At 56.3% G+C, this 26,242-nt stretch carries 24 protein-coding genes; 18 read left to right on the top strand and 6 right to left on the bottom strand.

Translation table 11 applies throughout. The features are described 5' to 3' along the window. Positions 1 to 343: 343 nt before the first annotated feature. A complete protein-coding gene (gene queG / locus AC2CGP_RS20630) occupies positions 344 to 1,483 on the bottom strand; it encodes a tRNA epoxyqueuosine(34) reductase QueG (RefSeq protein WP_032715467.1) in 1,140 nt (379 codons plus the stop codon). Positions 1,484 to 1,496: 13 nt separating this feature from the next. Here queG and nnr point away from each other — a divergent pair, with 13 nt between their 5' ends. The 14 genes from nnr (at position 1,497) to rlmB (ending at position 17,458) form a co-directional block, all read left to right on the top strand. Then, entirely contained in the window at positions 1,497 to 3,008 is a 1,512-nt protein-coding gene (nnr, locus tag AC2CGP_RS20625; RefSeq protein ID WP_161798753.1) for a bifunctional ADP-dependent NAD(P)H-hydrate dehydratase/NAD(P)H-hydrate epimerase, read from the top strand. After that, positions 3,001 to 3,462: a tRNA (adenosine(37)-N6)-threonylcarbamoyltransferase complex ATPase subunit type 1 TsaE gene (gene tsaE / locus AC2CGP_RS20620; RefSeq protein ID WP_015704166.1), complete on the top strand. Its 462-nt coding sequence runs from the start codon at positions 3,001 to 3,003 to the stop codon at positions 3,460 to 3,462. Before nnr ends, tsaE begins: the two co-directional genes overlap by 8 nt. Before the next feature lie 16 nt (positions 3,463 to 3,478). Next, positions 3,479 to 4,828 (top strand): N-acetylmuramoyl-L-alanine amidase AmiB, encoded by a 1,350-nt coding sequence (gene amiB, locus AC2CGP_RS20615; RefSeq protein WP_213759862.1) that lies wholly within the window; start codon positions 3,479 to 3,481, stop codon positions 4,826 to 4,828. Positions 4,829 to 4,838: 10 nt separating this feature from the next. After that, positions 4,839 to 6,701 (top strand): DNA mismatch repair endonuclease MutL, encoded by a 1,863-nt coding sequence (mutL, locus tag AC2CGP_RS20610; protein ID WP_015704168.1) that lies wholly within the window; start codon positions 4,839 to 4,841, stop codon positions 6,699 to 6,701. Further along, positions 6,694 to 7,644 carry a tRNA (adenosine(37)-N6)-dimethylallyltransferase MiaA gene (gene miaA, locus AC2CGP_RS20605; protein ID WP_015704169.1) on the top strand — a complete coding sequence of 317 codons (951 nt, stop codon included), beginning with the start codon at positions 6,694 to 6,696 and terminating at the stop codon, positions 7,642 to 7,644. The genes mutL and miaA overlap by 8 nt, the downstream gene beginning before the upstream one ends. Positions 7,645 to 7,736: 92 nt before the next feature. After that, positions 7,737 to 8,045 (top strand): RNA chaperone Hfq, encoded by a 309-nt coding sequence (hfq, locus tag AC2CGP_RS20600; protein WP_015368633.1) that lies wholly within the window; start codon positions 7,737 to 7,739, stop codon positions 8,043 to 8,045. Between the two features lie 75 nt (positions 8,046 to 8,120). Continuing rightward, the gene (gene hflX / locus AC2CGP_RS20595) at positions 8,121 to 9,401 is read left to right on the top strand and encodes a ribosome rescue GTPase HflX (RefSeq protein ID WP_015368632.1); all 1,281 of its coding nucleotides are present in this window, start codon (positions 8,121 to 8,123) and stop codon (positions 9,399 to 9,401) included. Positions 9,402 to 9,459: 58 nt separating this feature from the next. Continuing rightward, positions 9,460 to 10,722 carry an FtsH protease activity modulator HflK gene (gene hflK, locus AC2CGP_RS20590; RefSeq protein WP_015368631.1) on the top strand — a complete coding sequence of 421 codons (1,263 nt, stop codon included), beginning with the start codon at positions 9,460 to 9,462 and terminating at the stop codon, positions 10,720 to 10,722. A gap of 2 nt (positions 10,723 to 10,724) precedes the next feature. Next, positions 10,725 to 11,729: a protease modulator HflC gene (gene hflC, locus AC2CGP_RS20585; RefSeq protein ID WP_015368630.1), complete on the top strand. Its 1,005-nt coding sequence runs from the start codon at positions 10,725 to 10,727 to the stop codon at positions 11,727 to 11,729. Positions 11,730 to 11,927: 198 nt separating this feature from the next. Continuing rightward, entirely contained in the window at positions 11,928 to 12,125 is a 198-nt protein-coding gene (locus tag AC2CGP_RS20580) for a DUF2065 domain-containing protein (protein WP_015368629.1), read from the top strand. Between the two features lie 103 nt (positions 12,126 to 12,228). After that, positions 12,229 to 13,527, top strand: a complete 1,299-nt coding sequence (locus AC2CGP_RS20575) for an adenylosuccinate synthase (protein WP_002885665.1) — start codon at positions 12,229 to 12,231, stop codon at positions 13,525 to 13,527. 150 nt (positions 13,528 to 13,677) lie between these two features. Continuing rightward, positions 13,678 to 14,112, top strand: a complete 435-nt coding sequence (gene nsrR, locus AC2CGP_RS20570; protein ID WP_015368627.1) for a nitric oxide-sensing transcriptional repressor NsrR — start codon at positions 13,678 to 13,680, stop codon at positions 14,110 to 14,112. Positions 14,113 to 14,203: 91 nt separating this feature from the next. Then, entirely contained in the window at positions 14,204 to 16,645 is a 2,442-nt protein-coding gene (gene rnr, locus AC2CGP_RS20565; RefSeq protein WP_045396877.1) for a ribonuclease R, read from the top strand. Between the two features lie 81 nt (positions 16,646 to 16,726). After that, positions 16,727 to 17,458 (top strand): 23S rRNA (guanosine(2251)-2'-O)-methyltransferase RlmB, encoded by a 732-nt coding sequence (gene rlmB / locus AC2CGP_RS20560; protein WP_213759864.1) that lies wholly within the window; start codon positions 16,727 to 16,729, stop codon positions 17,456 to 17,458. 20 nt (positions 17,459 to 17,478) lie between these two features. Here rlmB and AC2CGP_RS20555 read toward each other — a convergent pair whose 3' ends face one another. Next, positions 17,479 to 18,774: an MFS transporter gene (locus AC2CGP_RS20555; RefSeq protein ID WP_015704175.1), complete on the bottom strand. Its 1,296-nt coding sequence runs from the start codon at positions 18,772 to 18,774 to the stop codon at positions 17,479 to 17,481. A gap of 179 nt (positions 18,775 to 18,953) precedes the next feature. Here AC2CGP_RS20555 and AC2CGP_RS20550 point away from each other — a divergent pair, with 179 nt between their 5' ends. Beyond that, positions 18,954 to 20,591 carry an isovaleryl-CoA dehydrogenase gene (locus tag AC2CGP_RS20550; RefSeq protein ID WP_213759865.1) on the top strand — a complete coding sequence of 546 codons (1,638 nt, stop codon included), beginning with the start codon at positions 18,954 to 18,956 and terminating at the stop codon, positions 20,589 to 20,591. On the opposite strand, the gene yjfN is transcribed toward AC2CGP_RS20550, so the two are convergent. Both yjfN and bsmA read right to left on the bottom strand, forming a co-directional pair. Beyond that, positions 20,582 to 20,857 (bottom strand): DUF1471 family protease activator YjfN, encoded by a 276-nt coding sequence (gene yjfN / locus AC2CGP_RS20545; protein ID WP_020079815.1) that lies wholly within the window; start codon positions 20,855 to 20,857, stop codon positions 20,582 to 20,584. The two genes, AC2CGP_RS20550 and yjfN, sit on opposite strands and share 10 nt — an antisense overlap. A gap of 140 nt (positions 20,858 to 20,997) precedes the next feature. Next, positions 20,998 to 21,306, bottom strand: a complete 309-nt coding sequence (bsmA, locus tag AC2CGP_RS20540; RefSeq protein WP_015368621.1) for a biofilm peroxide resistance protein BsmA — start codon at positions 21,304 to 21,306, stop codon at positions 20,998 to 21,000. A gap of 209 nt (positions 21,307 to 21,515) precedes the next feature. Here bsmA and yjfP point away from each other — a divergent pair, with 209 nt between their 5' ends. Next, positions 21,516 to 22,232 (top strand): esterase, encoded by a 717-nt coding sequence (gene yjfP, locus AC2CGP_RS20535; protein ID WP_042895252.1) that lies wholly within the window; start codon positions 21,516 to 21,518, stop codon positions 22,230 to 22,232. Here the strand turns inward: yjfP and ulaR are convergent. After that, positions 22,229 to 22,984 carry an HTH-type transcriptional regulator UlaR gene (ulaR, locus tag AC2CGP_RS20530; protein WP_015368619.1) on the bottom strand — a complete coding sequence of 252 codons (756 nt, stop codon included), beginning with the start codon at positions 22,982 to 22,984 and terminating at the stop codon, positions 22,229 to 22,231. The two genes, yjfP and ulaR, sit on opposite strands and share 4 nt — an antisense overlap. 103 nt (positions 22,985 to 23,087) lie before the next feature. Further along, positions 23,088 to 24,152 (bottom strand): L-ascorbate 6-phosphate lactonase, encoded by a 1,065-nt coding sequence (gene ulaG / locus AC2CGP_RS20525; protein ID WP_032709676.1) that lies wholly within the window; start codon positions 24,150 to 24,152, stop codon positions 23,088 to 23,090. A gap of 364 nt (positions 24,153 to 24,516) precedes the next feature. Between ulaG and ulaA the strand changes: the two genes are divergently transcribed. Both ulaA and ulaB read left to right on the top strand, forming a co-directional pair. Then, entirely contained in the window at positions 24,517 to 25,914 is a 1,398-nt protein-coding gene (gene ulaA / locus AC2CGP_RS20520; RefSeq protein WP_213759866.1) for a PTS ascorbate transporter subunit IIC, read from the top strand. Positions 25,915 to 25,929: 15 nt separating this feature from the next. Next, positions 25,930 to 26,235: a PTS ascorbate transporter subunit IIB gene (gene ulaB, locus AC2CGP_RS20515; protein WP_001577590.1), complete on the top strand. Its 306-nt coding sequence runs from the start codon at positions 25,930 to 25,932 to the stop codon at positions 26,233 to 26,235. The last annotated feature ends 7 nt before the right edge of the window (positions 26,236 to 26,242 follow it).

Below are 26,242 nucleotides of genomic sequence, written 5' to 3'. Positions count from 1 at the left end.
GGAATAGCTCAGTTGGTAGAGCACGACCTTGCCAAGGTCGGGGTCGCGAGTTCGAGTCTCGTTTCCCGCTCCAAATTTCTTCCTTTATCCAGTTTATCCACAGTGCGAAATCGCGCCGGGGATGATTTTCGTTGCCTATCTAAAAATACTGTAAACAGAGTTATCCACAGGCTGTCGTTTGGCTGATGGCGCGATAAATGCTTCACTTTGTAAATAATATTGTCGTATCTGATTGAAATTTAACATTTAAATTTCATTTCAAACTGTTAATTCTATCACTTGACGTACGTCTGCCCGTTGAAACGCAATGTGTTTTTGTTTTTATTCACAGCCTGTGAATGAATCAGGCGTCGCGCGGTAATCCTTTCTCGACCACCCTGACCAGGCGTAATTTCTGCGGCAACTGCACTTCGATAACGTTGGCGTTTCGCTTTTCGATCTGCTGCGCAACCGCCCATTCAATGTGTTCATCGAGAAGTGGGTGCTCACCTCGGCGACTTTCCAGCGCGACCAGATTGGCTTCATTCCACGGGGCATTACCGAGCGCGACGGCGATATTGCGTAACCAGCGTAAGTGACCGATACGGCGTATCGCCGATCCCTCAGTGACTTTCAGGAACCAGGCTTCGCTCCAGGCGAACAGCTCAATCAGCTGCGGCGCATGTAGCGCTTTACGCGGGCTGAAGTCCTCTTCATCGGTGAGCTGCGAAAAACGGTTCCACGGACATATCAACTGGCAATCATCGCAGCCGTAAATACGGTTGCCGATAAGCGGACGAAATTCTTCCGGGATGGCGCCTTCCAGCTCGATGGTCAGATAGGAGATGCAGCGTCGCGCGTCAACGGTATAGGGCTCGACGATGGCGCCGGTGGGGCAGATAGTCATACAGGCGACACAGCGTCCGCACTCTTCGGCAACCGGCTGGTCTACCGGTAGCGGAAGATCAATAAGCAGCTCGCCGAGGAAGAAAAACGATCCGGCGTCGCGGCTTAAGATAAGTGAGTGCTTACCTGTCCAGCCAAGGCCCGCTTTTTCAGCGATTGGCCGCTCCAGGATAGGCGCGGAATCGACAAACGGTCTAAAATTGAGCGAAGCACACTGTTCCTGAATCATCTCGCCGAGTTTTTTCAGGCGGTTACGTAGCAGCTTATGATAATCACGCCCCAGGGCATAACGGCTGACGTAACCCAGCGTGGGATCTTTCAGAGTGCTGGCGAAAGCAGCATTGGCGGGCAGGTAGTTCATGCGCACGCTAATCACGCGTAGCGTACCGGGCAGCAGTTCATGCGGCCGGGCGCGCATCATGCCGTGGCGAGCCATCCATTCCATTTCGCCATGGTATTGTTTATCCAGCCATGCCTGTAGTTTAGGTTCGCTGGCGCTGAGATCGGTATCGGTAATACCGACCTGCTGGAAGCCAAGCTCGGTGCCCCATTGTTTGATTTGTTGCGCTAACTGATTGAGATCGAGGGGCTGTGACATGATGGACCATACAATGACGAAAAACCCTGACAGTATACCACACATCGTATGGCCAGCGGAGACGCTGCGCCAGGCGGAAAGAGAGGCGGCGGATAGTCTCGGGCTGACGCTTTTTGAATTGATGCGCCGTGCCGGCGAGGCGGCGTTTCAACTGGCCCGAAGCCTTTATCCCGCCAGCCAGCACTGGTTGATTCTTTGCGGCCACGGCAATAACGGCGGCGACGGCTATGTCGTCGCGCGACTGGCGCAGGCGCAGGGCATCGCGGTAACGCTACTGGCGTTGGAAAGCGATAAGCCGCTGCCGGAAGAGGCGCAGGCCGCGCGGGAAGAGTGGCTCAATGCCGGCGGCGTCATCCACGCCGCCGATAGCGGCTGGCCGGATGATATCTCATTGATTATTGACGGGCTGCTCGGCACCGGCCTGCATAGCGCGCCGCGCGCTAACGTCGCCGGGCTGATTGAACTGGCGAATGCCTATCCCGCGCCGGTTATTGCGCTTGATATCCCCTCCGGGTTGAACGCGCAAACCGGCGCGACGCCTGGCGCGGTAATCCACGCCGCCCATACCCTGACGTTTATCGCGCTAAAACCCGGACTACTGACCGGCAACGCCCGCGACGTCGTCGGGCGCTTACATCATCATGCGCTCGGGCTGGAGCGCTGGCTTGCCGGGCAAAACACCGCTATTCGCCGTTTTTCCGCAGCGCAACTGGCAGGCTGGTTGCCGCCGCGTCGCCCGACGTCGCATAAAGGCTCGCATGGTCGGCTGGTGATTATCGGCGGCGATCGCGGCACCGCTGGCGCCATTCGTATGGCAGGTGAGGCCGCGCTGCGTGCCGGCGCGGGTTTAGTACGCGTGCTGACCAGGGCGGAAAATATCGCGGGCATTGTGACTGCCAGACCGGAATTGATGGTCCATGAGCTGAACGGTGACTCTCTTGCCGAGAGCCTGGAGTGGGCGGATGTCGTGGCGATTGGTCCCGGTCTTGGGCAAAGCGAATGGGGTAAAGCGGCGCTGCGGCAGGTAGAGAATTTTCGCAAACCGATGGTCTGGGATGCCGACGCGTTGAACCTGCTGGCAATCAATCCCGATAAACGTCACAATCGCGTGTTAACCCCGCATCCTGGCGAAGCCGCCCGTTTATTGAATATCAGCGTGGCAGAAGTTGAAAGCGATCGCTTACATTCTGTACAACGTCTGGTAAAACGGTATGGCGGCGTGGTGGTGCTAAAAGGCGCAGGAACCGTCGTGGCGAATAACGCGGGGGAAATCGGTATCATTGATGCCGGTAATCCCGGAATGGCCAGCGGTGGGATGGGCGATGTGCTCACCGGCATTATCGCCGCGCTGTTGGGACAGGGGCTGACCCCATATGATGCCGCTTGCGCAGGCTGCGTGGCGCACGGCGAAGCCGCAGACCGGCTGGCCGCCAGAGATGGCGCCCGCGGGATGCTGGCGACCGATCTTTTTTGCACGCTGAGGCGTGTTGTTAACCCGGATGTGATTGACCTAGACCATGATTAACCGTGTGATTCCTTTACCCGACGAGCAGGCGACATTAGACCTTGGCAACCGCGTAGCGCAGGCCTGTAGCGGCGCGACGGTTATCTATCTGTATGGCGATTTAGGCGCGGGTAAAACCACCTTCAGCCGCGGTTTTCTGCAGGCCCTTGGCCACCGCGGCAATGTCAAAAGCCCAACGTATACGCTGGTGGAGCCTTACACCCTCGACAATCTGATGGTGTATCACTTCGACCTCTACCGGCTGGCGGATCCTGAGGAGCTCGAATTTATGGGGATCCGCGATTACTTCGCTAACGATGCCATCTGCCTGGTAGAATGGCCGCAACAAGGTGCGGGTGTACTGCCTGACCCGGATGTCGAAATTCACCTGGATTATCAGGCGCAAGGGCGTGAGGCGCGCGTAACGGCGGTCTCTTCATTGGGTGAGTCTTTATTGGCGCGTTTAGCCATTTAGCCTAAAGGATGACGGGATGAAGTATCGTATAACCAGTTGGCTGGCCGCCGCTCTGATGCTGCTCGGCACTCAGGCATCCGCGGCAAGTTTATCCGATATCCAGGTCTCAAACGGCGATCGGCAGGCCCGCATCACGCTAAGTTTTGTCGGCGATCCTGAATATTCTTTCACCCCGCAAGGTAAGCGGGCGGTGGCGTTGGATATCAAACAAACCGGCGTACTTCAGGGGCTGCCGCTGCAGTTTAGCGGTAATAATCTGGTCAAGAGCATTCGTTCCGGCTCGCCTCAGGATACGCAATCGCTGCGTCTGTTGGTCGATCTGACGGAAGATGGTAAAACGCGGGCGGTGAAGCAGCAAAATGGCGCCAACTATACCGTCGTCTTTACCATTAACGCCGATGTGCCGCCGCCACCTCCTCCGCCAGTGATAGCGAAACGGGTCGAAGCGCCGGTAGTGGCGTCGCGTCCGAGCACGCCGCCGCGCAATCCGTTTAAAAACTCTGGCAGCGACAGAACCACGGTGGTGACCAGCAGTCAGCCGGCGATGACCAACAACCAGACCATCAGCCGTCCGGCGGCGCGTACCGTCTCTTCTGACGATAAAATTATTATCGCCATTGACGCCGGTCACGGCGGCCAGGATCCTGGCGCCATCGGACCGGGCGGCACCAAAGAGAAAAACGTCACGATTGCTATCGCCCATAAACTCCGGGCGTTGCTCAACGACGATCCGCAGTTTAAACCGGTGCTAACCCGCAACGGCGACTACTTCATCTCGGTTATGGGGCGTTCGGACGTGGCGCGCAAACAAAACGCCAATTTCCTTGTCTCTATTCATGCCGATGCGGCCCCGAACCGCGACGCGACCGGCGCATCGGTGTGGGTGCTCTCTAACCGCCGCGCGAATAGTGAGATGGCCGGCTGGCTAGAACAGCATGAGAAACAATCCGAACTTTTGGGCGGAGCGGGCGACGTGCTGGCAAATAGCCAGTCGGATCCTTATCTGAGCCAGGCGGTGCTGGATTTACAGTTCGGCCATTCCCAGCGCGTCGGTTATGATGTGGCGACGGATGTACTAAGCCAGCTGCAGCGGGTCGGTAATCTCCATAAACGCCGCCCGGAGCATGCCAGCCTTGGCGTACTGCGCTCGCCGGATATTCCGTCGATCCTCGTCGAAACTGGCTTTATCAGTAATAACGGCGAAGAGCGCCTGCTGGGTAGCGATGATTACCAACAGCAGATTGCAGAGGCGATTTATAAAGGGCTGCGTAACTATTATATGCAGCACCCGCTGCAATCAGCGCCGCGCGGCACGGCTGCGCAAACCGCCAGCGCCAGTTCGCCTAGCGGGACGTTGATTAACTAAGGAGAAGGTCATGCCGATTCAGGTTCTACCGCCGCAGCTCGCCAACCAGATTGCCGCTGGCGAGGTGGTGGAACGTCCGGCGTCGGTAGTGAAGGAGCTGGTTGAGAACAGCCTTGATGCCGGCGCAACCCGTATCGACATTGATATCGAACGCGGGGGCGCGAAGCTTATCCGTATTCGCGATAACGGCTGTGGGATCAAAAAAGATGAGCTGGCGCTGGCGCTGGCTCGTCACGCCACCAGTAAAATCGCCTCGCTGGATGACCTTGAGGCGATCATCAGCCTTGGCTTTCGCGGCGAAGCGTTGGCCAGTATCAGTTCCGTCGCCCGCCTGACGCTGACTTCGCGTACCGCGGAGCAGCACGAGGCATGGCAGGCTTATGCTGAAGGGCGCGACCAGGCAGTGACGGTGAAACCGGCGGCGCATCCGATAGGCACCACGCTGGAAGTCCTGGATCTGTTTTACAACACCCCCGCGCGGCGCAAGTTCATGCGTACCGAAAAAACCGAGTTTAATCATATTGATGAAATCGTCCGCCGCATCGCGCTGGCGCGTTTCGATGTAACGATTAATCTCAGCCATAACGGCAAAATGATGCGCCAGTATCGCGCAGTGGCGGAAGGCGGCCCGCGTGAACGCCGCCTCGGCTCGATTTGCGGCGCGGCGTTCCTGGAACACGCGTTGGCCATTGAGTGGCAGCATGGCGATCTGACGCTGCGCGGCTGGGTTGCCGATCCGTTGCATACCAATCCGGCATTAGCGGAAATCCAGTACTGCTACGTCAACGGGCGTATGATGCGCGACCGGCTGATCAACCATGCCATTCGCCAGGCCTGTGAAGACAAGCTGGGCGCTGACCAGCAGCCGGCGTTTGTGCTGTATCTGGAGATTGACCCGCATCAGGTTGATGTCAACGTGCATCCGGCGAAGCACGAAGTACGTTTCCATCAATCGCGGCTGGTGCATGATTTTATCTATCAAGGCGTACTGAGCGTGCTGCAGCAGCAACTGGATGCGCCGTTGGCGGAAGAAGACGAAGCGCCCGCGTCGCGGCCGGTGCCGGAAAATCGCGTAGCGGCGGGCGCTAACCATTTCGCTCGCCCATCGCCTGCCCGGGAACCGGCGGCGGGTTATGATACCCGCGCGCCGCGGGAACCTGCCGCCGGCGGCGGCTATAGCGCAGGCGGCGCCAACTGGCCCCACGCGCAGCCGGGCTATCAAAAACAGCAGGGGGCGCTTTACCGTCAACTGCTGCAAACCCCGGCGGCGGAAAAGCCACCCGTTGCGCCGGCGCCTGCGGAAAGCCTGGCAGCCCATAGCCAAAGCTTTGGCCGGGTGCTGACTATTATCGGCAGCGATTGCGCGCTGCTCGAGCGCGGCGGCACATTGGCGTTGCTGGCGCTGCCGGTGGCGGAGCGCTGGCTGCGTCAGGCGCAGCTAACGCCGGGCGCGGAAGCGGTTTGCGCGCAGCCGCTGCTGATCCCGCTGCGTCTTAAAGTGAGCGAAGCAGAACGTAAGGCGCTGGAAAAGGCGCAGCCGGCGCTGGCGCAATTGGGTATCGATTTACAAGCAGATGCTCAGCACGTGACGGTTCGCGCGGTGCCTTTACCCTTAAGACAACAAAATTTACAAATCTTGATTCCTGAACTGATAGGCTACCTGGCGCAGCTAACGGCATTCGACGTCGGCGACATTGCCCAGTGGACGGCGCGTAATCTGACGAGCGAGCACGCGCAGTGGAGTATGGCGCAGGCGATTTCCGTGCTGGCGGACGTTGAGCGCTTATGTCCGCAGCTGATTAAAGCGCCGCCGGGTGGTCTGTTACAACCTGTTGATTTACATTCGGCGATGACAGCCCTGAAAGATGAGTGATGTAACTGAGGCGAGCCTGCCTAAGGCAATTTTTTTAATGGGGCCGACGGCCTCCGGTAAAACCGCATTAGCTATCGCCTTGCGTAAAGTTTTGCCCGTAGAGTTGATTAGCGTCGATTCCGCCCTCATCTATCGAGGAATGGATATCGGCACGGCCAAACCCGATGCCGCGGAGCTTAGCGCTGCGCCGCATCGGTTGCTGGATATCCTTGATCCGGCAGAGTCGTACTCGGCGGCGGATTTTCGCCGCGATGCGTTGGCGGAAATGGCGGATATCGTCGCCGCCGGGCGCATCCCGCTGCTGGTCGGCGGAACAATGTTGTACTTCAAAGCGTTGTTGGAAGGGTTATCGCCGCTGCCTTCGGCGGATCCCGCAGTCAGGGCCAGAATTGAGCAACAAGCAGCAGAGCAGGGGTGGCACGCATTGCACCGGCAGTTACAGGACATCGATCCCGTGGCCGCCGCGCGTATTCATCCAAATGATCCGCAAAGACTTTCCCGAGCACTGGAAGTTTTTTTCATTTCGGGTAAAACTTTAACGGAACTGACGCAAACGTCAGGAGAGGCTCTGCCGTATCAGGTGCATCAGTTCGCCATCGCCCCGGCGAGCCGTGAACTGCTACATCAACGCATTGAGCAGCGTTTTCATCAGATGTTGGCTTCAGGTTTTGAAGCAGAAGTGCGGGCGCTATTTGCCCGTGGAGATTTGCATACGGATATGCCTTCCATTCGTTGTGTCGGATACCGCCAGATGTGGTCATACCTTGAAGGCGAGGTCCCGTATGATGAAATGGTTTATCGAGGTGTTTGCGCGACGAGACAGTTAGCTAAACGTCAGGTCACCTGGCTGCGTGGTTGGGAAGATGTTCACTGGTTAGACAGTGAGCAACCTGAACAAGCGCTCAACAAAGTATTACAGGTTGTTGGTGCTAGCCAGAACTGAACGTGTACAATTGAATGGTATCGTGCGTAATTTTTTTTAAGAATCGTAAGGTTCTGAGTACAAAACAAGCATACATATAAGGAAAAGAGAGAATGGCTAAGGGGCAATCTTTACAAGATCCGTTCCTGAACGCTTTGCGTCGGGAACGTGTTCCGGTTTCTATTTATTTGGTGAATGGTATTAAGCTGCAAGGGCAAATTGAGTCTTTCGATCAGTTCGTGATCCTGTTGAAGAACACGGTCAGCCAGATGGTCTATAAGCACGCAATTTCTACTGTTGTTCCGTCCCGTCCGGTGTCTCACCACAGCAATAATGCTGGCGGCGGTGCAAACAACTATCACCACGGTGGTAGCGCGCAAGGTTCTTCTGCGCCGCAGCAAGACAGCGACGACGCCGAATAAGGCTAATGCTGTTTTTCCACGTCGGGGAGCCAGGTTTTCTGCGTTCCCCGCTGGTATTTTATAAGGGGTTTACGCTTGTTTGACCGTTATGATGCCGGTGAGCAGGCGGTACTGGTACACATCTATTTTTCGCAAGACAAAGATATGGAGGATCTCCAGGAATTTGAATCCCTGGTCTCTTCCGCCGGTGTCGAAGCAATGCAGGTGATTACCGGTAGCCGTAAAGCACCGCACCCGAAGTATTTTGTTGGTGAAGGTAAGGCTGTTGAAATTGCGGAAGCCGTAAAAGCGACCGGCGCCTCGGTCGTGCTGTTCGATCATGCCTTGAGTCCGGCCCAGGAACGTAACCTGGAGCAGCTTTGCGAATGCCGGGTTATCGATCGCACCGGTCTGATTTTAGATATCTTTGCCCAGCGAGCGCGTACCCACGAAGGGAAACTGCAGGTTGAGCTGGCGCAGCTGCGCCATCTGGCCACCCGTCTGGTACGCGGCTGGACCCACCTTGAAAGGCAGAAGGGCGGGATTGGTTTGCGCGGACCGGGTGAAACCCAGCTCGAAACCGACCGTCGATTGCTGCGTAACCGTATTATGCAGATCCTGTCGCGACTGGAAAAAGTAGAAAAGCAGCGCGAGCAAGGTCGGCGGTCACGCGCTAAGGCCGATATCCCAACCGTCTCGCTGGTGGGATATACCAACGCTGGAAAATCAACGCTGTTCAACCAGATAACCGAAGCGGAAGTCTATGCCGCGGACCAACTGTTCGCCACCCTGGACCCAACGCTGCGCCGTATTAACGTCACCGACGTCGGCGAAACGGTACTGGCAGACACCGTAGGCTTTATTCGTCATCTGCCGCACGACCTGGTGGCGGCGTTTAAAGCGACGCTGCAGGAGACGCGTCAGGCGACGCTGCTGCTGCATGTGATTGACGCGGCGGATGTCCGCGTGCAGGAAAATATTGATGCAGTAAATACGGTCCTTGCTGAAATCGAGGCCGATGAAATTCCGTCATTGCTGGTGATGAACAAAATCGATGTGCTTGACGATTTTGAACCGCGCATCGATCGGGATGAAGAGAATAAACCGATTCGGGTCTGGCTCTCCGCCCAGACCGGAGTTGGCGTACCACTGCTTTTTCAGGCGTTAACAGAGCGTCTTTCCGGCGAAGTGGCGCAGCATACGCTGCGCTTACCGCCGCAGGAAGGTCGCCTGAGAAGCCGTTTCTATCAGCTTCAGGCGATAGAAAAAGAGTGGATGGAGGATGACGGCAGCGTAAGCCTGCAAGTGCGCATGCCCATCGTGGACTGGCGTCGCCTCTGCAAACAAGAGCCTGCGTTGGTCGACTACGTGGTTTGACCTGGCCTGAAGATATTAACCCCTGTGGGGATATCAAAAACAAATATGGAGCATATACATGGCGTGGAATCAGCCCGGTAATAACGGACAGGACCGCGACCCGTGGGGAAGCAGCAAGAATGGCGGCAACTCTGAGGGAAATGGCAACAAAGGCGGTCGCGATCAGGGGCCGCCCGATCTGGATGATATCTTCCGCAAGTTAAGCAAAAAACTTGGCGGTCTCGGCGGCGGTAAAGGCGGCCAGGGTGGCGGTAATGTGACGCAGGGGCCGCGCGGCCCGATGGGCGGGCGCATTGTCGGCATCGTTGCTGCAGCGGCGGTGATTATCTGGGCAGCCAGCGGTTTCTATACCATCAAGGAAGCGGAACGTGGTGTGGTGACACGCTTTGGCAAGTTCAGCCATCTGGTTGAGCCAGGTCTGAACTGGAAGCCAACCTTTGTCGATAATGTGCAAGCGGTGAACGTCGAGTCGGTTCGTGAGCTGGCCGCATCTGGTGTGATGCTGACTTCCGATGAGAACGTCGTGCGCGTTGAGATGAACGTACAGTACCGGGTGACCGATCCGGAGCGCTACCTGTTTAGCGTGACCAGCGCCGACGATAGTTTGCGTCAAGCCACCGACAGCGCCCTGCGCGGCGTCATCGGTAAGTACACCATGGACCGTATCCTGACCGAAGGTCGTACCGTTATCCGTAGCGATACCCAGCGCGAGCTGGAAGAGACCATTCGTCCGTACAACATGGGTATTACCCTGCTGGACGTCAACTTCCAGACGGCGCGTCCGCCGGAAGAGGTGAAGGCCGCGTTTGATGATGCCATTGCCGCGCGTGAGAACGAGCAGCAGTACATCCGCGAAGCGGAAGCTTATACCAACGAAGTTCAGCCGCGTGCGAACGGTCAGGCGCAGCGTATCCTCGAAGAGGCGCGTGCGTATAAAACCCAGACCGTACTGGAAGCACAGGGTGAAGTCGCTCGCTTTGCGAAGATCCTGCCGGAATATAAAGCCGCGCCGGAAATTACCCGCGAGCGTCTGTATATCGAAACCATGGAAAAAGTGCTGAGCCATACCCGCAAAGTGCTGGTTAATGACAGCAAGGGCGGCAACCTGATGGTGCTGCCGTTGGATCAGATGCTGAAAGGCGCCACTGGTGCGCCGGCAAAGAGCGATAGCAGTGGCGCAAGCGATCTGCTGCGCCTGCCGCCTGCGTCCAGCTCAAGCAGCGCCAGCACCTCATCAACCTCGAGTTCAACCGGGGGTACCATTATGGACCAACGCCGCGCCAACGCGCAGCGTAACGACTACCAGCGTCAGGGGGAATAACGATGCGTAAATCTGTTATCGCGATCATTGTCGTCGTGCTGGTAGTGCTCTACATGTCTGTCTTCGTGGTGAAAGAAGGCGAGCGTGGCATTACGCTGCGCTTTGGCAAAGTTCTGCGCGACGATGAGAACAAGCCGCTGGTGTATGCGCCGGGTCTGCACTTCAAGATCCCGTTTATTGAATCCGTGAAAATGCTGGATGCGCGTATCCAGACCATGGACAACCAGGCTGACCGCTTTGTTACTAAAGAGAAGAAAGACCTGATCGTCGACTCCTATATCAAGTGGCGCATCAGTGACTTCAGTCGTTACTATCTGGCGACCGGCGGCGGCGACGTCTCCCAGGCCGAAGTTCTGCTGAAGCGTAAGTTCTCTGACCGTCTGCGCTCTGAGATTGGTCGTCTGGACGTGAAAGACATCGTGACTGATTCCCGCGGTCGTTTGACCCTGGAAGTGCGTGATGCGCTGAACTCCGGTTCTGCAGGTACAGAAGATGAAGTCTCGACGCCGGCAGCCGATGACGCTATCGCTAAAGCGGCAGAACGGGTAGAAGCTGAAACTAACGGTAAGGTTCAGGTAATCAACCCGAACAGTATGGCGGCGCTGGGTATTGAAGTCGTTGACGTACGTATCAAGCAGATCAACCTGCCGGCTGAAGTGTCTGAAGCGATCTACAACCGTATGCGCGCCGAGCGTGAAGCGGTTGCTCGTCGCCATCGTTCACAAGGTCAGGAAGAAGCGGAAAAACTGCGCGCGACCGCGGACTATGAAGTGACCAAGACCCTGGCGGAAGCCGAGCGTCAAGGGCGTATTCTGCGCGGTGAAGGCGATGCCGAGTCGGCAAAACTGTTTGCCGATGCATTCAGTCAGGATCCGGGCTTCTATGCCTTTATCCGTAGCCTGCGCGCCTATGAGAAGAGCTTCCAGAGCAACCAGGACGTGATGGTCCTCAGCCCGGATAGCGATTTCTTCCGTTACATGAAGTCACCGGATTCTGTGCGTAAATAAGCCGGGTCAGTGTGAAATCAGAAGGCGCCTTGCAAGAGGCGCCTTTTTTCATGCCATAGATTGTGATTTTTCTCTCAGCTAGTGGTTTCATATTGCCTGTGAAATGCCGGAGAATGTGAAGAAAGAAAAGGGTTTTGCGGTAATACTCACCGGCGCCAAACTGGCGGCGGTTTTGTTTTTCTATAAGGGTCATCAATAATGAATGCAACAATTTGGCTGGCACTGGCGCTGGTTTTAGTTCTCGAAGGTCTTGGCCCACTGCTTTATCCCCGCGCCTGGCGCAAGATGGTAGCGACCATGAGCCAACTGCCGGATAATTTATTGCGTCGCTTTGGCGGCGGTCTTGTGGTAGCTGGTATCGTCATCTACTACATGTTGAGGAAATCGATTGGCTGATCAAAAAACAATCGTATTACCCTCATTTTGAGTGCAAAAAGTGCTGTAACTCTGAAAAAGCGATGGTAGAATCCATTTTTAAGCAAACGGTGATTTTGAAAAAATGGGTAACAACGTCGTCGTACTGGGCACCCAATGGGGTGACGAAGGTAAAGGGAAGATCGTCGATCTCCTGACTGAACGGGCTAAATATGTTGTGCGCTACCAGGGTGGCCATAACGCAGGCCATACTCTCGTAATCAACGGTGAAAAAACCGTCCTCCATCTTATTCCATCAGGTATTCTCCGTGAGAATGTAACCAGCATCATCGGTAACGGTGTTGTGCTGTCTCCGGCTGCGCTGATGAAAGAGATGAAAGGTCTGGAAGACCGTGGTATCCCTGTTCGTGAGCGTCTGCTGCTGTCCGAAGCCTGTCCGCTTATTCTCGACTATCACGTTGCGCTGGATGTTGCGCGTGAGAAAGCACGCGGTGCGAAAGCTATCGGTACAACCGGTCGCGGTATCGGCCCGGCTTACGAAGATAAAGTCGCCCGTCGCGGCCTGCGCGTTGGCGACCTGTTTGATAAAGCTACCTTCGCTGACAAACTGAAAGAAGTGATGGAATATCACAACTTCCAGTTGGTGAACTTCTATAAAGCAGAAGCGGTCGACTATCAAAAAGTGCTGGACGATGTGATGGCGATTGCCGACATCCTGACCAGCATGGTCGTTGACGTCTCCGATCTGCTGGATCAGGCGCGTCAGCGCGGCGACTTCGTGATGTTCGAAGGCGCGCAGGGCACGCTGCTGGATATCGACCACGGTACCTATCCGTATGTAACTTCCTCCAACACCACTGCTGGTGGCGTGGCGACCGGCTCCGGCCTGGGCCCGCGTTATGTGGATTACGTTCTGGGTATCATCAAAGCTTACTCTACTCGTGTAGGCGCGGGTCCGTTCCCGACCGAGCTGTTTGATGAAACCGGCGAGTTCCTGTGCAAGCAGGGTAACGAATTCGGCGCCACTACCGGCCGTCGTCGTCGTACCGGCTGGCTGGACGCTGTCGCGGTACGCCGCGCGGTGCAGATTAACTCCCTGTCCGGCTTCTGCCTGACCAAACTGGACGTCCTGGACGGCCTGAAAGAAGTGAAAATCTGCGTCGGCTACCGTATGCCGGACGGCCGTGAAGTGACCACCACTCCGCTGGCTGCCGACAACTGGGAAGGTATCGAGCCTATCTACGAAACCATGCCGGGTTGGTCCGAAACCACCTTCGGCGTGAAAGAGCGCAGCGGTCTGCCGCAGGCAGCGCTGAACTATATCCAGCGTATTGAAGAGCTGACCGGCGTGCCGGTTGATATCATCTCTACCGGTCCTGACCGTACTGAGACTATGATTCTGCGCGACCCGTTCGACGCGTAATCATCATCCAGGGGCGCCGTTCGGGCGCCCTTGTTTTTGCAGTTCGCCCGCCCCATTTCAAATAAATTAGCGGCCTGAGCGCTGGCTGGTTTATCATCAATAGAGTTAATACCCGCGGATTCACCGCTTTCCCCTTACCCTGAGGTTGATGTGCAGTTAACGAGTTTCACCGATTATGGATTACGTGCGCTGATTTATATGGCGTCGTTGCCGGATGACCGAATGACCAGTATTTCCGAGGTGACGGATGTCTATGGCGTTTCCCGTAATCATATGGTCAAAATAATCAATCAGTTAAGCCGTGCTGGCTACGTGACGGCCGTGCGGGGAAAGAATGGGGGGATTCGCCTTGGCAAGCCAGCTAAAATGATTCGCGTGGGTGATGTTGTGCGCGATCTTGAGCCGCTATCGCTGGTGAATTGCAGCAGCGAATTTTGCCACATTACTCCCGCTTGCCGCCTGAAACAGGCACTTGCCGAAGCCGCGCAAAGTTTCCTGAAGGAACTGGATAACTACACGCTGGCCGATTTGGTTGAAAAGAATCAACCGCTATATAAATTATTACTGGTGGAAGAAAAGCGCTGAGTGATTCGCGCCGCAGCGTAAAGAGAACTCACAAAGCGGCGGCGTGCGCCACCCAGAGACTTTCATCGGAGATGACAACGGAGGAACCGATATGTCACAAGATCCATTCCAGGAACGCGAAGCTGAGAAGTACGCGAATCCAATCCCGAGCCGGGAATTTATCCTCGAACATTTAACCAAACGCGAAAAACCGGCCAGCCGTGATGAGCTGGCGATTGAGTTAAATATCGAGGGCGAAGAACAAACCGAAGCGCTGCGTCGTCGCCTGCGTGCAATGGAACGTGACGGCCAGTTGGTCTTCACTCGTCGTCAGTGCTATGCGCTGCCGGAACGTCTCGATTTAGTCAAAGGCGTCGTTATTGGCCACCGCGACGGCTACGGCTTTTTACGCGTCGAAGGGCGCAAAGACGACCTGTATCTTTCATCTGAGCAGATGAAAATGTGTATCCATGGCGATCAGGTGCTGGCCCAGCCGTTGGGCGCCGATCGTAAGGGTCGTCGCGAAGCGCGCATCGTTCGCGTGCTGGTGCCGAAAACCAGCCAGATCGTCGGCCGTTATTTCACCGATGCCGGTGTAGGCTTCGTGGTGCCGGATGACAGCCGTCTTAGCTTCGATATCCTGATCCCGCCTGAAGAGATCATGGGCGCGCGTATGGGCTACGTGGTGGTGGTCGAGCTGACCCAGCGTCCAACCCGCCGTACCAAAGCGGTCGGCAAAATAGTTGAAGTGCTGGGCGACAACATGGGCACCGGCATGGCCGTTGATATGGCGCTGCGTACCCATGAGATCCCTTACGTCTGGCCGCCGGCGGTGGAAAAACAGGTCTCCGGCCTCAAAGAGCAAGTGCCAGAAGAGGCGAAAGCTGGGCGCGTCGATTTGCGCTCTCTGCCGCTGGTCACTATTGACGGCGAAGATGCCCGCGACTTCGATGACGCGGTGTATTGCGAGAAAAAACGCGGTGGCGGCTGGCGACTGTGGGTGGCTATCGCCGACGTGAGCTACTACGTGCGCCCCGGTACGCCGCTGGACGGCGAAGCGCGCAGCCGCGGGACGTCAGTCTACTTCCCTTCGCAGGTCGTACCGATGCTGCCAGAGGTGCTGTCCAACGGCCTGTGTTCGCTGAACCCACAGGTCGATCGCCTGTGTATGGTCTGCGAAATGACGATCTCGTCAAAAGGCCGCCTGACCGGCTTTAAATTCTATGAAGCGGTGATGAGCTCTCACGCCCGCCTGACCTATACCAAGGTGTGGCATATGCTGCAGGGCGATCAGGAGCTACGCGAGCACTATGCGCCGCTGGTGAAGCATATTGAAGAGCTGCATAACCTCTACAAGGTGCTGGATGGCGCCCGTGAAGAGCGCGGCGGTATCTCATTTGAAAGTGAAGAAGCTAAATTCATCTTCAATGCCGAGCGCCGTATCGAGCGTATTGAACAGACTCAGCGTAACGATGCGCACAAGCTGATTGAAGAGTGCATGATCCTGGCGAACATCTCCGCGGCGCGTTTCGTTGAGAAAGCGCAGGAGCCGGCGCTGTTCCGTATTCACGATAAACCAAGCACCGAAGCGATTACCGCCTTCCGTACCGTGCTGGCGGAACTGGGGCTGGAACTACCGGGCGGCAACAAGCCGGAGCCGCGCGATTACGCCGAGCTGTTGACTTCCATCGCCGATCGCCCGGATGCGGAAATGCTGCAGACGATGCTGCTGCGTTCCATGAAGCAGGCGGTCTACGATCCGGAAAACCGCGGCCACTTCGGCCTGGCGTTGCAGTCATACGCCCACTTCACCTCGCCGATCCGTCGTTATCCTGACCTGTCGCTGCATCGCGCTATTAAGTATTTACTGGCGAAAGAGCAGGGACATAAAGGCAATAGCACCGAGACCGGCGGCTGGCACTACAGCATGGAAGAGATGCTGCAGCTGGGCGAGCACTGCTCGATGACCGAGCGCCGCGCCGATGAAGCAACGCGTGAAGTGTCAGACTGGCTGAAGTGCGACTTCATGCAGGATCAGGTGGGCAACACCTTCTCCGGCGTGATCGCCAGCGTCACCGGCTTTGGCTTCTTCGTCCGCCTGAACGATCTGTTTATCGATGGTCTGGTACATGTCTCCTCGCTGGATAATGACTACTATCGCTTCGACCAGGTAGGGCAGCGGCTGATCGGCGAGTCCGGCGGCCAGACTTACCGCCTGGGCGACCGCGTGGAAGTGCGCGTCGAAGCGGTCAATATGGATGAGCGTAAGATTGATTTCAGCCTGATTTCCAGCGAACGCGGCCCGCGTAATGTCGGCAAAACCGCACGCGAAAAAGCGAAGAAGGGCGCGCCGGGTAAAAACGGCGGCGGCCGTCGTCGTCAGGTTGGCAAGCAGGTAAACTTCGAGCCGGATAGCGCCTTCCGTAAGGAAAAAGAGAAAGCTAAAGCCAAACCGAAAGGCGAAAAGAAAGCGAAAAAACCGTCGGCGAAAACGCAGAAAATCGCCGCGGCAACCAAAGCCAAGCGCGCGGCGAAAAAGAAGATCGCCGAGTGATTGACGTCCCTTCGCCCTGAAGTCTGCTGGCGCAGAACGGGGTGAAGGGAACGGATAACAGAACCTAAAACGAGTACATCAATGAGTGAAATGATTTACGGCATCCATGCGGTGCAGGCACTGCTGGAACGCGCCCCTGAGCGTTTTCAGGAAGTTTTTATTCTGAAAGGCCGTGCGGATAAGCGTCTGCTGCCGCTGATCCATGCCCTTGAAGCGCAGGGCGTGGTGATTCAGGTTGCCAGCCGCCAGTTCCTCGATGAGAAAAGCGAAGGCGCGGTGCATCAGGGCATCATTGCCCGCGTGAAGCCGGGACGTCAGTATCAGGAAAACGATCTGCCGGATCTGTTGGCGCAGTTCGATCAACCGTTCCTGCTGATCCTCGACGGCGTCACCGATCCGCACAACCTCGGCGCCTGCCTGCGTAGCGCCGACGCCGCCGGCGTGCATGCGGTGATCGTGCCGCGCGATCGTTCCGCTCAGCTCAACGCTACGGCGAAGAAAGTCGCCTGCGGCGCGGCGGAAAGCGTGCCGCTGATCCGCGTCACTAACCTGGCGCGGACCATGCGTCTGCTGCAGGAAGAAAACGTGTGGATCGTTGGTACCGCCGGCGAAGCCGACCATACGCTGTTCCAGAGCAAAATGACCGGCCCGATGGCGCTGGTGATGGGCGCGGAAGGCGAAGGTATGCGTCGCCTGACCCGCGAACATTGTGATGAACTGATCAGCATCCCGATGGCGGGTAGCGTCTCTTCGCTGAACGTCTCCGTCGCCACCGGTATCTGCCTGTTTGAAGCGGTGCGCCAGCGCAGCTAAGCCGCCGCTGGCGAGGTGGGTTAGTCGTCCAGCGCCCGTAAATGATCGTTCTTATTGAGCGTCATCAGCGCGGCAATACTGACGACGGCCGTCGCCATCACGTAGTACGCCGGAATATCCAGATTACCGGTCTGTTTAATCAGGCCGGTAATAATCAACCCGGCACAGCCGGAGAAGACAGCATTCGAAAGCGAATAGGCTAACCCCAGCCCGGTATAACGCACTCTGGTTGGGAACATCTCCGCCAGCATCGCCGGCCCAGGCCCGGCCAGAATCCCCACCAGGCCACCCGCAATCAGCACCACGATACCTTTCACCAGCAGCGTACTGCTTTCCGCCTGCAATATTTTCAGCAGCGGTAGCGCCAGTACCAGCAGCAATACCGCAGCCGCGACCATCACCCGCCGACGCCCCCACTTATCGCTGAGCATCCCGGCAGGCAAGATGGTGATGGCGAAGCCAATATTGGAGATCACCGCAATCAGCAGTGCCTGATTAAAACCGGTGTGCAGCGCGGACTGAAGGTATGAGGGCATGATCACCAGGTAGGTATAACCCGCCGCCGACCATACCATCAGCCGGCCAATGCCGGTGAGAATCGCTTTGAGCGTCTGGCGCAAACTGGCACGGGTTTCCGCGGGCGGCGTAGCCTGCTGCTGGCGTAAAAAGCCCGGCGTCTCTTCCATTTTAACGCGTAGCCACAGCGCGACGATGCCCATCGGTATGGCGAGGAAGAAGGGGATGCGCCAGCCCCAGTCATGCAGCGATTCGGGGCTAAGCGCGGCGGAAATCAGCGCGACCACGCCTGCGCCTGCCAGCAGCCCCAGCGCGACGGTAAAAGATTGCCATGCGCCATACAGACCACGCTTACCTTTAGGGGCGAACTCGGTCATCAGCGACACCGCCCCTCCGTATTCGCCGCCGGCAAACAATCCCTGAAGAATACGTAATCCGGTCAGAATAAGCGGCGCGGCAATACCGATGCTGGCGTAAACCGGCACCAGTCCGATTGCCGTGGTGGCGAGCGTCATCAGCACCAATACGATAATCAGCGTCGGCTTGCGGCCGATGCGGTCGCCGAGACGGCCAAAAACGATGGCGCCCAGCGGGCGAAAGAAGAACGCTATCGCGAAAGAGGCGTAAGTCAGAATCAGCCCGGTCAGCGGCGCTTCTCCAGTCATTTGGAAAAAATTTTTCGCAATTACGGTCGCCAGAAAGCCATAGACCGCGAACTCGTACCATTCAATAAAGTTACCGATAGAACCGGCGATCAGCGCGCGTTTTTGCGCTGCCGATGTTGTGCTGGCGGTGTGCATAGGAAGCCCCGACTGATACAAAACAGTAACGAATGAATAAATTATTCCATACATTTTTAATGAGAAAATTTTAAATTCTTATGCCTGTGATGGGCTTCACGAAGGCGGAGCGGTTTTTTTGTGAGCGTCTATGCGGCCGACCATACTTACTGTCAGAGCCATTGACGGAGGGAGACATCATGCACTGGCAAACGCATACCGTATTCAATCAACCGACGCCGTTGTGTAACAGTAATCTGTTTTTGTCCGATACCGCGCTTTGTGAGGCAGTGACGCGTGAAGGCGCCGGCTGGGATGGCGATCTGCTCGCCAGCATCGGCCAGCAGTTGGGCACGGCGGAATCGCTGGAGTTGGGGCGTCTGGCCAATAGTAATCCGCCGGAACTGCTACGCTACGACGCCACCGGCGCCCGATTGGATGACGTGCGGTTTCACCCCGCCTGGCATTTGCTAATGCAGGGACTGTGCGCCAACCGGGTGCATAATCTTGCCTGGCAGGAGGATGCCCGCGCGGGTTCGTTTGTTGCCCGTACTGCCCGCTTTATGCTGCATGCCCAGGTGGAGGCGGGAACGTTATGCCCGATAACCATGACCTTCGCCGCAACGCCGCTGCTACAGCGCGCGCTGCCCACCGTCTTTAGCGACTGGCTGCCGCCGTTGCTCAGCGACCGCTATGACCCGCATCTGGCGCCCGGCGATCAGAAGCGTGGGTTGCTGATTGGTATGGGAATGACCGAAAAACAGGGCGGTTCCGATGTGCTCAGTAATACCACCCGAGCGGAAAAAACGGCGGAAGGATTATATCGGCTGGTGGGGCATAAATGGTTCTTCTCGGTGCCGCAGAGCGATGCGCATTTGGTGTTAGGCCAGACGCCGGGCGGGCTCTCCTGTTTCTTTGTGCCGCGCTTTTTACCCGATGGCCAACGCAATGGCGTGCGTCTTGAGAGGCTGAAAGATAAATTAGGCAACCGCTCTAACGCCAGTAGCGAAGCCGAATTCTTTGACGCCTGCGGGTGGCTGATAGGCGAAGAAGGCGACGGCGTGCGGCAAATTCTCAAGATGGGCGCGCTGACCCGCTTCGACTGCGCCGCCGGCAGCCATGCCCTGATGCGCCGCGCTTACTCGGTGGCGCTGTATCATGCGCTGCAGCGTCAGGCGTTCGGCAAGAATCTGGCCGATCAGCCGATGATGCGTCAGGTGCTGGGCCAGATGGCGCTGCGTCTTGAAGGACAAACCGCTTTTCTGTTCCGTTTGGCTCGCGCCTGGGATCGGCGCGACGATGCGCATGAAGTGCTATGGGCCCGGTTATTTACCCCAGCCGCCAAATTTGCTATCTGTCGCGCCGGTATACCGTTTGTCGCCGAGGCGATGGAAGCGCTGGGCGGTATCGGTTATTGCGAAGAGAGCGAGCTCCCACGTTTATACCGTGAGATGCCGGTGAATAGTATCTGGGAAGGCTCCGGCAATATTATGTGTCTCGACGTGATGCGGGTACTTAGCAAGCAGCCTGCGGCGCTAGAAATGCTGGCGGCGGAGTGTGCGGAAGTCAAAGGGCAAAATCGCCATTACGATCGCGCGTGGCGACAGCTTCAGCAACTTTTACGGCGGCCGGTTGAGGCGCAGGGACGAGAAATAGCGCGTCTGGTGTATTGCCTGGGGGCGGGTGCGCAGATGCTGCGCTTTGCGTCGCCGCCGCTGGCCCAGGCATGGTGCCGAATGATGCTGGATACGCGAGGAAGTGTCCGCCTGGACGCTCAACTGCTTGACGATGCGCTGCTGCGAGCAATGGGGCGCGGACGACAGCCGTCTCAGGCGTAGAGAATGGCCTGCACCCGCCAGCTATCCGGCTGCGGCTCTTCATACATTTGAACGATTCGATACCAGGAAGCGCCCTGCTCATCGGCTTTTACAGCAATGGCGTGCTCGACATCCTGCTGACTGCCGGAGATATTATTGACGGAAATCAGACCAATTTCGTTCAGGCCGGTGACGCAATCCGCACTGGCGAATTCGGCTGACTGAGCGGAAGTATTGGCCGTCGCGGTGGTCAGCAACAGGCTGGGTAAGGTCAGTGATCGTTTCATCGTCAGCTCCATTTCACGTAATCCCGAGGGCAGTCCGTTTGCTAACGTTCTGCCAAAAAGGCTGGCCGAACGTTATTATGCGCAGGAGAACGTGAATGGACGCAAAGCAGTGTAAAGCTGATTAAAAACGCATCACGCTGCTATTTATGATACAGAATCGCTTGCGAATACCACTGGCCGGGAACCATGGTGTCATCGATCATGACGATGACGTAGTAATCCGCTTTGGCGGCTTCTGCTTTGGCTTTCAACGCGGTCTCGACATCCATCGGCGAACCGTACATCAGCACGCTGACGGTACCTATCTTTTGCAGGCCCTCAGTCTGATTGCGACGAATCTCCTGCGGATGATCGCTTGCCGGCGGCGGCGCCTCCGGCGTACCCTGCAGGACGCTACATCCGCTTAAGGCGAGAGCCAGTAACCACGGTGTAAACCTACGCATGACCATATCTCGTTTCCTGATAGTGATAGTGTAGTGGTAGCCTGAACATCATTTCTGGGGAATGTTCCCGAATTGTTATCTATCGCGCGATTTTCGAATGAAAATGTTATGAAAGCGTAACCGAGCTCTCAACATTATAATTCACGGCAAAAGCAGAATTTTGGTGGTTGCTTTTTGCGCATTGCGTGATGCCACTATAAAGAAGGAGACGATAAATGATAACACTCGAAATGCGCAATCTGGCGGGCGGTGAAGTGATTCACGCCTGTCCGGCTGGGATGGCGGAGAAACCGCTGCCGGTTATCGTCTTCTATCACGGTTTTACCTCTTCCAAACTGGTCTACAGCTACTTTGCCGTCGCGCTGGCCGAAGCCGGCTTCCGGGTGATTATGCCGGATGCCGCCGAACATGGCGCGCGTTTTCACGGCGATGATGCCGGGCGAATGCTGCGCTTTTGGCCGATCCTGCGACAAAACTTTGTTGAGTTTGCCGCACTGCGGGAAGCGATTATCGCTGAGGGGTGGCTGGAAGACGAGCGGCTGTCGGTGGCCGGCGCATCAATGGGCGGCATGACCGCGCTCGGCATCATGACTCATCATCCTGAACTTAAATGCGTGGCCTGCCTGATGGGCTCGGGCTATTTCAGCACCCTCGCACAGACGCTGTTTCCGTCGCCCGGATTCGATACGGCAAGCCTGGCGGAGTGGGACGTGACTCATCAACTGGCGGCGCTGGCCGACAAGCCGCTGCTGCTGTGGCACGGTGATGCCGATGATGTGGTTCCACCTGGTGACACTTTCCGTCTGCAGCAGGCGTTAACGCAGAGCGGCCTGGCAACTAACCTGACCTGCCACTGGCAAAAGGGCGTGCGTCACCGCATCACCCCGGAAGCGCTGCACGCGACTACCGCCTTTTTTCTGCGGCATCTTTAAACGCGGATAACCTGCACGCCCTGATCCTCAAGCTGCTTGAGGATCGTTTCATCGGCCTGTTTACCGGTAATGACCAGGTCGATTTGGCTGGCCTGGCTGAATAGCATTCCGGCGCGTTCGCCGACTTTGCTGCTATCGACCAGTACCGCCAGCTTGCCGACGACGTTCAGCATTTTCTGTTCGGCCATCGCGGTCAACATATCGGTTTTGTACAATCCCTCGGCGGTTAACCCTTTGCCGCTGGTGAACATCCAGTGGCCGGCATACAGACTATTTTCGCTACCCTGTGGACTGAGGGTGATGAAGTGGCTGTGGTTATATTGCCCCCCCATAATGATGACGCTGTCATGCTCCTGATCAATCAGATAGTTGGCCAGCGGCAGGTAGTTGGTGATGATCTGCACCGGTTTGCCGCATAGTTCGCGGCCGAGCAGGAAGGCGGTGGAGCCGCAGTTGATAACAATGCTTTCGCCCGGCGACACCAGCTGCGAGGCGGCGCGGGCAATCCGCACTTTCTCATCATGGTTTTGCGCCTGATGAATGTTCATTGGCGACCAACGTGGGCGCTGTTCGCTGATGGCTTCCGCGCCGTTACGGACTTTCTTCAGCTTACCGTTTTCATCCAGCTTATTAATATCGCGTCTTGCTGTCGCCGGAGAGATGCCGAGACGGGAAATTACCTGTTCAACGGTGACGAATCCCGTTTGCGCCAGCAAATCCAGTAAAATTTGATGTCTTTGCGCTTCAGTCATGAGCGAATCCGATTAAAAGTGACAAGCAAAGATGATATTTGAAATCAACGCTAAATACTAATGCGGAAAGGGAATTCCGGCGGGCGCGCCCGCCGGAATACGGTTACAAGAAGGATTTGAACGGCAGGTCCGGCTCAATGGTAAAGCAGTCGTCGAACCCGCGTGGGTAGTGGTACTCGAAATTGTCTTTATCCAGCGGCCAGGTAAATTTACCGCCGACCTGCCAGATAAACGGCTTGAAGCCGTATTTCAGACGATCTTTTTTCATCTCCCACAGTACGCGGATCTCTTGCGGGTCGGCCTGGAAGTTGGACCAGATATCGTGATGGAACGGGATAACCACTTTGGTATTCAGCGATTCCGCCATGCGCAGGATATCGGCGCTGGTCATTTTGTCGGTGATGCCGCGCGGGTTTTCCCCGTAGGAACCGAGGGCGACGTCAATCTGATGCTCGTTGCCGTGCTTCGCGTAGTAGTTGGAGTAGTGGGAGTCGCCGCTATGGTACAGGTTGCCGCCCGGCGTTTTGAACAGATAGTTGACCGCGCGCTGGTCCATGCCGTCCGGCAGCACGCCGGCGGCTTTTTGCTCGGCTGGCAGGGTAATGAGCGCAGTACGATCGAATGCGTCGAGCGCGTGGATCTCAATGTCTTTGATCTTCACCACATCGCCCGGTTTCATGACGATGCAGCGTTCTGCCGGCACGCCCCAACCAATCCACAGGTCAACGCAGGTTTTTGGCCCGATAAACGGCACATCGGCGGCGCAGTTTTGCATCACCGCGGCGGCGACGTTAACGTCGATATGATCGTTGTGATCGTGCGTCGCCAGCACGGCGTCAATTTGGCGGATGGCGAAAGGATCGAGCACGAATGGCGTAGTGCGCAGGTTCGGCTGTAGTTTTTTCACCCCGGCCATGCGCTGCATCTGGTGGCCGGTTTTCATCAGCGGATTACCGTGGCTCTGCTTACCGGTGCCGCACCAGAAATCGACGCAAATATTAGCGCCGCCTTCCGATTTAAGCCAAATACCGGTGCATCCCAGCCACCACATGGCAAAGGTGCCCGGCGCAACCTGCTCTTGTTCGATCTCTTCATTCAGCCAGCTGCCCCATTCCGGGAAAGTGCTCAAAATCCAGGATTCACGGGTGATGGTTTGCACTTTACTCATCTATCTCTTCCTCTTTTATTTCAAAAGTAATCAATTGGTGATTTGTTTTGATTGATATTGTCACTTTTTTTTCAGGAATGCAATCGGCTATTTTCGATAAAAAGCGCTGATATCGTTGCGCTAACGCGCTGATAAACCCTGAATTTAATATCATGGATGTATGTATATTGTTGATATTAGTGGTTTGTTTGGTTGTGATATGACGTGGTGGAAAATACACGTATAAAAAATGTGATTATTTGCGTGATGCGTCACATTTAATCAAATTCAATCTTGTTGTGATTGTTTTTGATTATTAGAGTGAGGGCGACGACAACTGCTGAGCGTCATGCGCGTTCAAAGCCTTCCTCTTCTGGAGTGTGTTATGGAGATCCTCTACAACATCTTTACCGTCTTCTTTAATCAGGTAATGACTAATGCCCCGCTGCTGCTGGGTATCGTGACCTGCCTTGGCTATATCTTGTTGCGTAAAAGCGTCAGCGTGATTATCAAAGGCACGATCAAAACCATCATAGGTTTCATGCTGTTACAAGCCGGCTCCGGCATTCTTACCAGCACCTTTAAGCCGGTGGTGGCGAAAATGTCAGAGGTTTATGGCATCAATGGCGCGATTTCCGACACCTACGCCTCAATGATGGCGACCATCGACCGGATGGGTGAAGCCTATAGCTGGGTGGGGTATGCGGTGCTGTTGGCGCTGGCGCTAAATATCTGTTACGTCCTGCTGCGCCGCATTACCGGCATCCGCACTATCATGCTGACTGGCCATATCATGTTTCAGCAGGCGGGGCTGATTGCGGTCTCTTTCTTCATCTTCGGCTACTCCATGTGGACGACCATTATCTGTACCGCGGTACTGGTCTCCCTGTACTGGGGGATCACCTCCAACATGATGTTCAAGCCGACTCAACTGGTTACCGACGGTTGCGGCTTCTCTATCGGGCACCAACAGCAGTTTGCCTCGTGGATTGCCTATAAAGTGGCGCCGTATCTGGGGAAAAAAGAGGAGAGCGTCGAAGACCTCAAGCTGCCGGGCTGGCTCAATATCTTCCACGACAACATCGTCTCTACCGCGATTGTGATGACCATTTTCTTTGGCGCCATTCTGCTCTCCTTTGGCATCGACGTTGTACAGGCGATGGCGGGCAAAACCCACTGGACGGTCTATATCCTGCAGACCGGTTTCTCCTTCGCCGTGGCTATTTTCATCATTACCCAGGGCGTGCGTATGTTCGTCGCCGAGTTGTCCGAAGCCTTTAATGGCATCTCTCAGCGCCTGATCCCCGGCGCCGTGCTGGCGATTGACTGCGCCGCTATCTATAGCTTCGCGCCGAATGCCGTGGTCTGGGGCTTTATGTGGGGCACCATCGGCCAACTGATTGCCGTGGGTATTCTCGTCGGCGTTGGTTCCTCCATCCTGATCATCCCGGGCTTTATCCCAATGTTCTTCTCTAACGCGACGATTGGCGTCTTTGCTAACCACTTCGGCGGCTGGCGCGCGGCGCTCAAAATCTGTCTGGTGATGGGCATGATTGAAATCTTCGGCTGCGTGTGGGCGGTGAAGTTGACCGGAATGAGCGCCTGGATGGGCATGGCGGATTGGTCAATCCTGGCGCCGCCGATGATGCAGGGCTTCGCCTCGATAGGGCTGGCGTTTATGGCCGTCATTATTCTGATTTCACTGGCTTATATGTTCTTCGCCGGCCGCGCGCTGCGCGCCGAGGAAGACGCGGAAAAACAACTGGCAGAAGCCTCTGCTTAATAAGGAGTTCTGATTATGACCGTACGTATTCTGGCTGTGTGTGGCAACGGGCAAGGTAGTTCCATGATCATGAAAATGAAGGTGGACCAGTTCCTGACGCAATCAAATATCGACCACACGGTGAACAGCTGCGCGGTAGGTGAGTATAAAAGCGAACTAAACGGCGCGGACATCATCATTGCCTCGACCCACATCGCCGGCGAAATCACCGTCACTGGCAATAAATACGTGGTTGGCGTGCGCAATATGCTGTCGCCTGCGGATTTCGGCCCAAAACTGCTTGAAGTGATTAAAGCCCACTTCCCGCAGGATGTGAAATAAGGAGCCG

Source organism: Klebsiella sp. SYXHC3 (genome assembly GCF_057196925.1).
This window is presented reverse-complemented; position numbering and strand designations above follow the sequence as displayed.